9 protein-coding genes are annotated in these 11,350 nt (G+C 41.3%); 2 read left to right on the top strand and 7 right to left on the bottom strand.

From position 1 onward, the window contains the following. Positions 1-3: 3 nt before the first annotated feature. The 6 genes from NQ550_RS09260 to NQ550_RS09235 all read right to left on the bottom strand — a co-directional run bounded on the left by NQ550_RS09260 (position 4) and on the right by NQ550_RS09235 (position 6,961). On the bottom strand, positions 4-393 hold the full coding sequence (locus NQ550_RS09260) for a 4Fe-4S dicluster domain-containing protein (protein WP_008703021.1): 390 nt from the start codon (positions 391-393) through the stop codon (positions 4-6). Beyond that, on the bottom strand, positions 390-1,184 hold the full coding sequence (locus NQ550_RS09255; RefSeq protein WP_022380680.1) for a CoB--CoM heterodisulfide reductase iron-sulfur subunit B family protein: 795 nt from the start codon (positions 1,182-1,184) through the stop codon (positions 390-392). Before NQ550_RS09255 ends, NQ550_RS09260 begins: the two co-directional genes overlap by 4 nt. Positions 1,185-1,780: 596 nt before the next feature. Continuing rightward, the gene (locus NQ550_RS09250; RefSeq protein ID WP_008703016.1) at positions 1,781-2,731 is read right to left on the bottom strand and encodes an L-lactate dehydrogenase; all 951 of its coding nucleotides are present in this window, start codon (positions 2,729-2,731) and stop codon (positions 1,781-1,783) included. A gap of 227 nt (positions 2,732-2,958) precedes the next feature. Next, the gene (locus NQ550_RS09245; RefSeq protein WP_020993881.1) at positions 2,959-4,290 is read right to left on the bottom strand and encodes a threonine/serine exporter family protein; all 1,332 of its coding nucleotides are present in this window, start codon (positions 4,288-4,290) and stop codon (positions 2,959-2,961) included. A gap of 68 nt (positions 4,291-4,358) precedes the next feature. Continuing rightward, a complete protein-coding gene (locus NQ550_RS09240; RefSeq protein ID WP_022380679.1) occupies positions 4,359-5,159 on the bottom strand; it encodes a DUF4866 domain-containing protein in 801 nt (266 codons plus the stop codon). Between the two features lie 206 nt (positions 5,160-5,365). Continuing rightward, positions 5,366-6,961, bottom strand: a complete 1,596-nt coding sequence (locus NQ550_RS09235; RefSeq protein WP_022380678.1) for an AAA family ATPase — start codon at positions 6,959-6,961, stop codon at positions 5,366-5,368. Between the two features lie 993 nt (positions 6,962-7,954). Between NQ550_RS09235 and NQ550_RS09230 the strand changes: the two genes are divergently transcribed. Next, the gene (locus NQ550_RS09230; protein ID WP_278287266.1) at positions 7,955-8,296 is read left to right on the top strand and encodes a hypothetical protein; all 342 of its coding nucleotides are present in this window, start codon (positions 7,955-7,957) and stop codon (positions 8,294-8,296) included. Positions 8,297-8,425: 129 nt separating this feature from the next. Continuing rightward, positions 8,426-9,433, top strand: coding sequence for a tetratricopeptide repeat-containing glycosyltransferase (locus tag NQ550_RS09225; RefSeq protein WP_334319809.1), 1,008 nt, complete (start codon positions 8,426-8,428; stop codon positions 9,431-9,433). A 75-nt stretch (positions 9,434-9,508) separates the two neighbouring features. On the opposite strand, the gene glmS is transcribed toward NQ550_RS09225, so the two are convergent. Continuing rightward, positions 9,509-11,350 (bottom strand): glutamine--fructose-6-phosphate transaminase (isomerizing), encoded by a 1,842-nt coding sequence (gene glmS / locus NQ550_RS09220; RefSeq protein ID WP_022381098.1) that lies wholly within the window; start codon positions 11,348-11,350, stop codon positions 9,509-9,511.

Genomic DNA, 11,350 nt, shown 5'->3' with positions numbered 1-11,350 from the left:
GGCTTACCTCCTGTATCTTCTGAATGCACTTACCAGAAGCTGCTGTGGCAGTTCCGGATCAAGAAGCTGTGGTATCTCATCTGCTTTCAGATAATCGCCGCCTTTTTCACGGACAACTAACTGTCTTGCTGCATCGATGATCTTTCCCGGTTTTACATCTCTTGGACAACGCTCTACACAGGCGAAGCAGGAAAGGCATTTCCAGAGAGACTTTGAATTGACAAGTGCTTCGATATCTTCATTTACAACATAGGATACAAACTGATGTGGCTTGATATCCATTTCATTGAAAGATGGGCAGGTAGCAGAACATTTTCCACATTTCATACATTTCAGCGGATTGGTTCCGGAGATCTCTTTGATCTTTTCTGCTGCTGAATGCTGGTTTCTCATTTTGCCACCTCCTCTTTTACTCCGAGGGCTTCTGCAAGGAGCTCTGTGAAATAATATACAGGCAGTTCGCTGGAAGCGTTTTTATTTAAATTATATTTACACAATGGACAGGCTGTGATCAACATATCTGCGCCAAAGCCTTTCGCACTGTCTTCGATTTTCTGACACATGTTCTGAGACATATCTTTTTCTTTCAGAGAAATGTAACCGCCGCAGCATTCATTTCTGTATGGATAGATTACCGGTTCTGCCCCAAGTGCACGGATGAAATCTTCCATGATTGTCGGATTCTCAGGATCATCGAAAGCCATGATCTTACCCGGACGTAATAAGAGACATCCGTAATATGCTCCGATCTTCTTTCCTGTAAGCGGGTTTACTACTTTCTCTTTCAGCTTGTCAAAGCCAACTCTGTCGCGAAGCACTTCCAGATAATGGAGTACTGTTGTCTCGCCAGCATAAGGCTCGTCAAGCTGCATGTAATTATTTGCTCTGGTGCGGATATCTTCCACATTCTTCATGTCGTCATTGACACGTTTGATCACGTGATGACAGGCAGAACAGATTGTCACCAGATCCTGGCCTTTTTCTTTGGCCTGATTAAGAGCACGTACGGAAGAAAGTTTCGTAGCGATCTCGTCAGTTCCCAGAGGATAAACACCTCCGCAGCACTGCCAGTCTTCGATCTCTTCCAGTTCAAACCCAAGTGCTCTGGCGCTGGCTCTGGCATATTCGTCCAGATCTTTCGCCTTGTTTCTCAGGGTACAACCCGGATAATAACTGTACTTCATACTTAACATTATCCTTTCTTAGTTGTTCAGATAAATTCATGTTGCTCAAATAATGATATCAGGGTCCAAAAGCAATTTGCCCCGATATATAGCGCCCGTAAATAACAGCCGCTAGTCCTTGTCTTTTTTTTAACAATATATGGACAAAAATATAAATCAAGTCTAATACAATTACTTTTTATATCTTTGTTGAGACATAGAAAATAAAAGAGTTCGCACACCCTTCCTCCGCAATTAAAGGAGTGTATCAGCTCGATTTCCGAAAAATATTATATCATATTGACAACATTTTAACAAGAGGTTTTTGATAATTTTTTTATCACGCATCATTGCTCAATTCTTCTGATCTAAATTAATCTTTTTCAGGCAGATAAAATCTTCCGCTTTTCTATTTACTCACAATCATAGTATCTTTCAAAAAATTAATAAAAATATTATTTATATATTTTTTTGCTTTTGATATATGTAAGCCAAAATTCGTCTGTTTCCGCTTACAGTACAGAATTTTGGCTAATAATTAAAAAGGAGTAAACAGTAATATGGATTCAGAAGAACAGGCTGTACCTGTACTTCTGAATGTTTTGTCTGATATATTATTAATTAAGGTCAATCTGAGCAATAATTTCTTTCAGTGCATCTGCACTCTTCTTAAGCTGTTCGATCTCAGCTTTTGTCATTCTCATTGGAACTTTGCCCTGTACACCATTTGGTCCTACCAGAGTTAATGTACTCAGGCATACATCATCGATTCCGTACTCTCCATGCATCATAGTAGATACTGTAGAGATAGACTCTGAAGAAGATACAAGAAGGCTGCAAAGTTTGCATACAGAAGAGGATACTGCATAGAAAGTTGCACCTTTCTTGGAAATGATCTCACCGCCAGATTTCTGTACATACTGAAGCATTGCTTCTTTATCAATCGGTTCAATATCCTTACCGAGTTTCTTCTCAAGGTCGTAATATTCATCCACACTTACACCTGAAATATAGGCACCAGACCACGGAATAAAGGATGTATCTCCATGCTCACCGAATACATAGGCATGGATATTACTCTGTGCAATCTGGAAATGTTCGGATAATCCGCAGCGCAGACGTGCAGAGTCAAGAATTGTACCGGAACCAAGGATCTGGTTTTCTGGAAGTCCGGAAATCTTTGTAAATACATAAGTCATGATATCAACCGGATTGCTTACGATCAGATAAAGGGCATTTGGAGCTGCCTTTACGATCTCCGGTGTGATAGATTTGAGGATATTTACATTTGTCTGTGTAAGTTCAAGTCTTGTCTGTCCTGGTTTACGGGCAATACCGGATGTGATGATAACGATGTCAGAATCCCTAGCATCTTCGTAGTCTCCGGCAATGATAGAGATAGGATCTCTGAAGCAGGTTCCCTGGATAATATCCAGAACTTCACCTTCTGCTTTCTTTTTGTTGATATCGATCAGAACAATTTCAGATGCGATATCCTGGCTTGATAAAGTGTACGCGATGGTAGATCCGACGCTGCCGGCTCCAATGATAGTAATTTTACTGCTCATAATCTTAATACTCCTTTTCTCCTAACAAAATTGACGTCTTAATGATAACACATTGTCAAAAAATTGACAAGAGCTTTTGTACAGAAACCTGAACAATTTTTTCGTTTAAATATTTGTTTGGAAGCATAAAATTGTTTGTTAGTTTGATATAATTTTCACATTTTCCTATTGGAGTAGATACTTGCAATTTAAGCAGTGGTTGGGGATTTCCCTGATTTTTGATTCGGTTAAGTACAGTATCTGAAAGCTTTATCTGTCAGAATACGTGCAAAGATTAGTCCTAATGGCAACGCTGCAATGATAAGGATCGCAGACGCAAACCAGGATGCAGCTACTGATAATGACATAATACCAAGATTATAAAATCCTCTGTATAAATATAATCCCGGAACCATGATAACGATTGAGGGAACTGTTACAGATATCCTTGGATATCCGACTTTATTCTTCAGCAGGGACGCCAGAAGTCCCGCAGTAAGTGCACCAATAAATGCGGCTGCAGCAGGAGGAATATTTGCAAGGTCTACCAGTTCCAGTCTCAGAGTATTGGCAACTGCTCCTATCCCGGCTGCTGCGACTGCCAGACGAACCGGGCTGTTAAACATGATAGAGAATCCAAACACTCCGCAGAAACTTGCAAGAAGCCTGAATAAGATCCACTGCTCTGTTGACAGTGAAAGTTTTATAAAATCTACAGGTTTCAAATGCAGGATCAGTGCCATGATCCATGCTGACATAGTAGCTACCAGAATAACGATCAAAGCATAAGTCAGACGTTCTATTCCTGAACGCATATCCAGTTTTGCAAGGTCAATACCACTGGTAATAAACGGAAATCCCGGTATGATAAAGAGCATTGCACAGATATATCCCGCTTCGTGCTGAACAGAAATACCAAATAATATTTCTCCAAGTTTGAGCAGACCTGCATATGCAAAACATGCCAGAGATACAGAAGACACAATACATAAGAACAATGTAAAATGGTGTTTGGTCAGTTTGCAGCGGAGATAATTTCCAATTCCTGCCCCGACAAATGCACAGAACATCTCAATCGGACCGCCCCCAAGAAGGAATGTAAATCCGCAGCATGCGATCGCTGCAGCAAGTCCCAGTGCAGGCGGGGAATATAGACCATGTGTTTTTTCAATATTGTCAAGAAATGTATGCAGCTGTTCTCCTGACATATGTTTTCCTTCTTTTTCAAAGTTTCGGATAAAGTGTTCCAGACGATTTAACTTCAAAGTATTTACGCCTGTATTAGTCAGGCACAACGACTGGGTAAAACCATTTTCTCCGTCATAACATGTATATTCAATGGACATCAGACCAATATCCTCCGTACACGTAATGCCAAGTGCTTCTGCCAGTGTATTCATGGAACTTCTCACTCTCCATGCTCCGGTACCGCATGAGAGAAACATAATCCCCACACGTCCGATAATGGATGCTTTCTCTGCGATGCTGGAATCTACAACTGGTACATTTCCCCCATTTTCATCTGTATACTCATGCCAGGCAACATCCATATGGTTCTTTTTAATCACTTCCTGCGGCATTTTTCTCACTTCCTCATTCTATATTGTCAATCGGATAAAATCATCCGCTTTGCTACTTGCTTGATTTGTTAAAGCTGCAGACTGTCATTTCCTGCTTTCTCCATCATTTTCTCTCTGCATGCCAGTACGATTCCGTCAATCTCGTCTAAATGCTGCAGCATTTTTTTCTCAAATTCATGGATAGGAAGAAGAATTCCAATTTCATCATAGGGTTTATCCGGATTCTCTTTCTTCAGACCTGTTTCCTGTCCGTAGTATACCATGGCTCTTGGGGCTTCTTCCTGAATCTTCTGGAAAGCATCCCATACAACGGCATATGCCTGTGCTTCTGTCAGACCCAGTTTACAGGTGTCGGGAAGTGCATAAAGAGCCAGGACACCACGTTTACGGTTATCTTTTTCTTCTGTAATGTTCAGACCTTCTGTATAGGTACGGACAAGATCATAACCATCTGCAAGATACAGTGCAGATCTGGGGGCACATTCATGATGTTCATATGTTTCCTTGAATTTTGCATATTCTCTGGCTGAAACCTTTTCCCCGGGAAGAAGTCCTCCGGCTGCATCTGTAAGGAGCACCGGGTTCTCTCCTGCTTTTCCGTGGAATTTCTTCGGGATCAGATAAGCCTCCCTTAACAGGTCAAACATACTTCTGCCGCATAATTCCAACAGCAGTGCACTGATATCACCGTTCTGGTACGCATGAAACAATACCTGCAGGAAATGATCTCTGTCATTATCTGTCAGACGATGGTCGTCATCTATATGGTCATAAAAAACTCCGCTTAATCGTCCGGATGCTTCCGGCGAAGCCAAAATTTTAGAAAAAATTGTTTCTACTGCTTCTTCTCTTGGCAAAACTGTACTCATAATTAACTTCCCCTTTCCAATCGTATCAGATTCTTTTTTCGGTTTTCATTATAGTCTTGCTTTTAGTAATGTCAACATAAAAAGAGGGAATTTTCTGATATCAATTTTACATAGATGCAAGCTAAAAATTATATAAAAAAGACATTCCATCCACTGGGGTAGAATATCTTTTCTCATAACTTATATGATTCTTTTGAAGTTACGTTCTATATACACAGTGGAAACCATTTTTCGATTACACATCGATGTACTTTTTCTTTTTTATCGTAGTTGATCCCCACCAGCAAAATATCTCCTGTATACTGCTGTAATGACTCTGGATATTTTCGTTCTTTTATCTGATTCAGAGCAGTTTCTGCGTCTTTGTTCCATTTCAATTCGACGAGTAATGCAGGATAATAGTCTCTGTACAGTGGTTTGGGGATGAAGACGAAATCTGCGAAGCCTCTTCCTGTCGGGAGTTCCCGGATTGGCTTAAAATAGTATTTTATTGCACTTAGGTACGCAATACTGAGTACGCTGCTCAGGGAATTCTCGTTATTGTACTGAATCACTGATGTGTATTCTGCATGGATTTTCTCTATCTGTTCAGCAACTGTTTCTGCATCCATTTCCCAGGTGGCTTCCAGTAGTTTCTCAGATTCCTGCTGGAATTCAATCAGTTCGTTCCATTTATTTCGTTTGGTTGCGGCACGAAATTCCTGACGGATTTCTTCATTGGGAATATAAGCTCTCTGGGTTCTCTGGTCGTAGGCAAGGTAACCCAGGTGGATCAACAGAGTCAATACATCATCTTTGTCTGCGAAGCTGACCATATCATTCTGAAATTCATTGACATTTACTTCTACAGAGGAACCGGACAGCATTTCTATGATGGATGTCCGCAGACCATCAAAATCCATGTTGATCAGTGGCAGGATTGACAGATAGGTTCCTGTCTGTGACCAGTAGCTCTGGAATGTCCGCATAATTGTCAGATTTACTAACGCATTTGGATTATATACATGGTAATCTCCAAGACGGTAACCATCGTACCACCGCCTCACTTCTGCAAAATCTATCTCATATTTTTCACACAAATCGATTACTTCATCTTCATTAAAACCGATATATGGTGTCAATGGGCCGGCATTAAGCATTGTAAACTGGGTGAAATTATTTAAGGCAGACTGGGTTTTTAATTTCTTTATCGGTAAAATTCCGGTCAGATATGCAAGTGCGATATATTTTGATGCCTCAATTCCTTTAAACATGTTTCTGAGAAAGTCAATATACATTTCCTGTGCTGCCTGATTATGGGCTTCATCACGAATCAGAACATCCCATTCATCAATGATTACAATAAACTGTTTTCCTAATACAGTATTAATGCGTGCCATTGCTCCATATATAGTGCTGTTTTCCACCAGATTGACTTCAGGATAAGTCTCTCTTAATTCGGAAACAACGATATTCGTGATATATGAAATTAAATTCTCACTGGAACCTGCTGATATACAGCACCATTGTACATCAAAACGAATGACATCATATTTATTTAAATGTTCGTAAAAATCCGGACATTTGCTGATTTCCAGTCCTGAAAACATTTTTTCAGTGTCGCATCCTTTACTGTAATATGCAGTCAGCATATCTACAGTAACAGATTTCCCGAATCTGCGCGGACGACTGTTACATATAAACCTGGCATTTGTGCCCAATACTTTATTTGTATATTCCAATAATCCCGTTTTGTCTATATATACTTCTGAATTGACTGCACACTGAAATGCTGCAGCATTCGGATTTACAAACATACCCATTATCTCACCCTCCCTCTTTATTATTGATAGCTTTTCTGTCTTCTTATACAGCATCTTATAACCTCCTTAATAAATATGTTCAGGAGTTCCTGTCTTTTAGAAAACTCCTGCTAGAAATAAATAGTGAAAATTAAAGCATGACTTTTCTGAAAGAACAGATTCATGATCTGTATATGAATTGAGATTTGGCTGTAACTGTTGAAAATACCGGACAGTTACATAGATTTAGATAATTAGAAAATATGCTTTTGTTTATCATAGCATACCGGAACTTATTGGGCAAGAGACAAAAAAGAATCCAACGCATAAACCTATATGTTTTATGCATCAGACTCTTTTCATTTTTGATAATTATCCTGTCAGGAAAATATAATTATTTTCCACAGCAGTTTTTATATTTCTTTCCTATAAAGTAAAAAACTCGCGTATTGCGTAAAATCTTACCCGTAAAAGAATGTTTGCTGTATAGCATGGGAAGTTTAGTACCTGATACAGTTACAGATGAGTATATCTTGTCTGTAAAGGATGCTGTCAACCACCCTATGATGTAGCGCCACTTTAGGCAGCAATACCTATTGGGGATAAAAGGTCGAAGGCGTAAACCGTTACTACGACTGGGCAGTTACAAGCCCATTGCCTTTAGGTAATGGGTAGTTGACAGTTATACAATAGTAAGTCACAAACTCACATATGAAACATATACTAATATCGAGAACTGCAATCTATTATTGTCAGATTCCACGACAACTGCCGGAATGTCCTGTAAAATTACAGTCTGCCGGGCAGACTGTCTAGTCTGACGATATAAGATTTTTCCAGAGGTGATACTTTTCTATGCTGTTTAGTCGTCATACCTCAGATGATCCGGAATTATCCGGTACATCCTGTTGTAACAATAACAATCGCTGTAGCTGTGACTGTCAGGGACCTCAGGGGCCGCGCGGTTGTCCTGGTCCTACCGGACCCAGAGGCTGTCCCGGTCCCGTTGGTCCAATGGGACCTCAGGGCCCCCAGGGTGAACCCGGACTTCAAGGCTACCCAGGTCCTGTCGGACCTGTTGGAGCCACTGGCGCTACCGGACCTGTCGGAGCTACCGGAGCCACTGGCCCTGCCGGACCTTCCGGAGCTATCGGACCTACTGGCCCTGCCGGGCCTATCGGACCTACTGGTGCTGCCGGGCCTGCCGGACCTACTGGAGCCACTGGTGCTACCGGACCTGCCGGTACTGTAGCTCCGGCAGCGGCCGTAGCAGATGCCACAGGTCAGACAGATATTGTAACCCAGTTTAATCAGCTTCTCGCAAATCTCCGCGCAGCCGGACTTCTTGCAGCTTAAACCTCAGGAGGGGCAAATGCTCCTCCTGATTTTCTCAAAAGGTGCTTTAAATTATCTTCCATGATTTCTCTCAGCCTTTGTATGATTGTAAAAAATGAAGAAAAAGTATTGCCACGTATCCTGAAACCCATGAAAGAAATTGTAGACAAAATTCTTATCTGTGATACCGGTTCTACAGACAGGACCAAAGAAATTATCAGAGAATTTACAGCAGAAGTTTATGATTTTCCATGGAAAAATGATTTTTCTGCTGCCCGGAATTTTATTTCGGAAAAAGTCAGTACTGATTACTGGATGTGGCTGGATGCAGACGACATGATCACTCAGGAAAATCTGTACAGACTAAAACAATTAAAAGAAACACTGAGTCCGAACACAGATATGGTTATGATGGATTATGTCACAGATTTCGATGAATGGAATCATGCTGCATTCTCCTGTTACAGAGAACGCATCTTAAAAACTTCCCGAAATTTCAGATGGCGGGGAAGAGTTCATGAATCCATCATTCCCACCGGGAACATCCTTTATTCTCCCATACAGATTGAACATCGCAAAATAAAACCCTGCTCTTCCTTTCGAAATCTGCACATCTATCAACAGATGATCGAAGAAGGAGAGCCTCTGGAACCCAGAGACTTATTTTATTATGGCCGGGAACTTTTTTATCATAAGCAATACGAGTATGCCATCTGTGTTCTGAAAAAATTTCTGAAAGAGCCGGACGGCTGGATTGAAAACAGACTGGACAGTTGTCTGGTTCTCTCCTATTGTTATCAGGCATCAGGCAATGACCAGCATGCTCTTGAGATACTGTTTCACAGTTTCATGTCAGATATTCCAAGAGCCGAAATATGCTGTGAGATTGGGAAAATATTTTTTATGAAACAGAACTTTTCCATGGCAGCTCACTGGTATCATCAGGCACTTCTTGCACCGGACAACAGCCAAAACGGAGGATTCTATATTCCGGACTGCCATAATTTCATACCATTTCTGCAATTATGTGTATGTCTGGACAAATCCGGAATGCACAAAGAAGCTTTTGAATTTCACCGGAAAGCCAGAACACTGAAACCGGAACATCCTTCTGTTATTCAAAATCAGATCTATTTTCATGAGATTCTGGGATTTTGAAAAAAAATGCCACAGACCGTATTAATCCTTTACAGTCTGTGGCATTACGCTACATATTGTATTGTTTTCCCGGCACTATTCTACAGTTACACTCTTAGCCAGATTTCTCGGCTTATCTACATCCAGGCCTTTGGCTACGCTGACATAGTAGCCAAGCAGCTGCAAAGGAATAACTGCCAGTGAAGTTGCAAAGTGTGGATCTGTTTTCGGAATATAAACTGTGAAATCTGCAGTATCTTCTATATTATAATGTCCATATGTGGTGAGTCCCATCAGGTATGCACCGCGACTCTTACATTCTACCATATTGGAGACTGTTTTCTCATAGAGATGATTCTGCGTGAGAATACCGATCACAAGAGTTCCGTCCTCAATCAGAGAGATTGTGCCATGTTTCAGTTCTCCGGCCGCATAAGCTTCTGTGTGTACATAACTGACTTCTTTCATCTTAAGGCTGCCTTCCATACTGATGGCATAGTCAATACCACGCCCGATAAAGAAAGCATCCCTGGCATTTGCCTGCTTAGCCGCAAACCACTGGATACGCTCTTTGTCATCTTCAATGATCTTGGCAATCTTATCCGGAAGTGTTTTCAGCTCTGCGATCAGCTCCTGATATTTTTCTTCTGTAATCTGTTCTCTGACTTTTCCAAACTGCACTGCCAGTGCATAGGAGGCAATCAACTGAGTACTGTATGCCTTGGTAGTTGCTACAGAAATTTCCGGTCCCGCCAGAGTGTAAAAAACATTATCCGCTTCTCTGGCAATGGAAGAACCTACCACATTGACAATTCCCAGTGTACGGATACCTCTCTGTTTCGCCTCACGAAGTGCCGCAAGGCTGTCTGCTGTTTCCCCTGACTGGCTGACAATGACCACAAGACCTTCCGGATCTAAAATCGGATTTCTGTATCGGAATTCCGATGCCAGTTCCACACGTACCGGAATCCTTGTCAGATCTTCGATCACATACTGGGCTGCCATTCCCACATGGTAAGCAGAGCCACAGGCTACAATATAGATCTGGCTGATCTTTTTGATCTCCTCATCTGTAAGACCTACTTCTGAGAGATCAATACGATCATCTTTGAGTACAGAATTCAAAGTATCCCGAACTGCTTTCGGCTGTTCATGAATTTCTTTTATCATGAAATGTTCAAATCCCGCTTTCTCCGCCGCTTCTGCATCCCATTCAATTGTTTTCGGCTCTTTCTGGATCTCATCACCATCCAGATTGTAGAACGTGATCTCCCCTTTTCTGATACGAGCCATCTCCAGATTTCCAATATAATATACATTTCTGGTGTATTTTAAAATTGCAGGAACATCGGATGCAATGTAAGATTCACCGTTCTCCACCCCAAGGATCATCGGGCTGTCTTTTCTTGCCACATAAATCTCTCCCGGGTAGTCTTTAAACATGATCGCAAGAGCATAGGAACCGCGGATACGGACCATTGCATGGTTAATGGCATCTACCGGTGTTCCGAGATATTTCTTATAATAATAATCCACAAGTTTAACTGCTACTTCAGTGTCTGTAGATGAATAAAACTCATAGCCATTGCGGATCAGTTTGTCTTTCAGTTCCTGATAATTCTCAATGATTCCATTATGAACTGCTACTACGTTACCGTCATCACTCATATGGGGATGCGCATTTGTCTCAGATGGTTCTCCATGTGTCGCCCAACGGGTATGTCCGATACCACATGTTCCAGGTACAGATTCTCCATTATTAGTTTTATCTGCAAGAACTTTCAGTCTGCCTTTCGCTTTAATAACCTCTGTATCACCTTCGCCGTCGCGAACTGCAAGTCCCGCTGAATCATAACCTCTGTATTCAAGTCTGGACAGACCATATAATAATATAGGTGCTGCCTGATGATTACCTGTAAATCCAACAATTCCACACAT

This window comes from Blautia wexlerae DSM 19850 (assembly GCF_025148125.1).
Classification (GTDB): domain Bacteria; phylum Bacillota; class Clostridia; order Lachnospirales; family Lachnospiraceae; genus Blautia_A; species Blautia_A wexlerae.
Note: the sequence above shows the minus strand (reverse complement) of the source record. Positions and strands in the feature narration are given on the sequence as shown.

Bases quoted from the DNA above. Each gene is read 5' to 3' on its own strand.
- NQ550_RS09260 (WP_008703021.1), bottom strand. From the start codon at position 393: ATGAGAAACCAGCATTCAGCAGCAGAAAAGATCAAAGAGATCTCCGGA.
- NQ550_RS09255 (WP_022380680.1), bottom strand. From the start codon at position 1,184: ATGAAGTACAGTTATTATCCGGGTTGTACCCTGAGAAACAAGGCGAAA.
- NQ550_RS09250 (WP_008703016.1), bottom strand. From the start codon at position 2,731: ATGAGCAGTAAAATTACTATCATTGGAGCCGGCAGCGTCGGATCTACC.
- NQ550_RS09245 (WP_020993881.1), bottom strand. From the start codon at position 4,290: ATGCCGCAGGAAGTGATTAAAAAGAACCATATGGATGTTGCCTGGCAT.
- NQ550_RS09240 (WP_022380679.1), bottom strand. From the start codon at position 5,159: ATGAGTACAGTTTTGCCAAGAGAAGAAGCAGTAGAAACAATTTTTTCT.
- NQ550_RS09235 (WP_022380678.1), bottom strand. From the start codon at position 6,961: ATGGGTATGTTTGTAAATCCGAATGCTGCAGCATTTCAGTGTGCAGTC.
- NQ550_RS09230 (WP_278287266.1), top strand. From the start codon at position 7,955: ATGGGACCTCAGGGCCCCCAGGGTGAACCCGGACTTCAAGGCTACCCA.
- NQ550_RS09225 (WP_334319809.1), top strand. From the start codon at position 8,426: ATGAAAGAAATTGTAGACAAAATTCTTATCTGTGATACCGGTTCTACA.
- glmS (WP_022381098.1), bottom strand. From the start codon at position 11,350: ATGTGTGGAATTGTTGGATTTACAGGTAATCATCAGGCAGCACCTATA.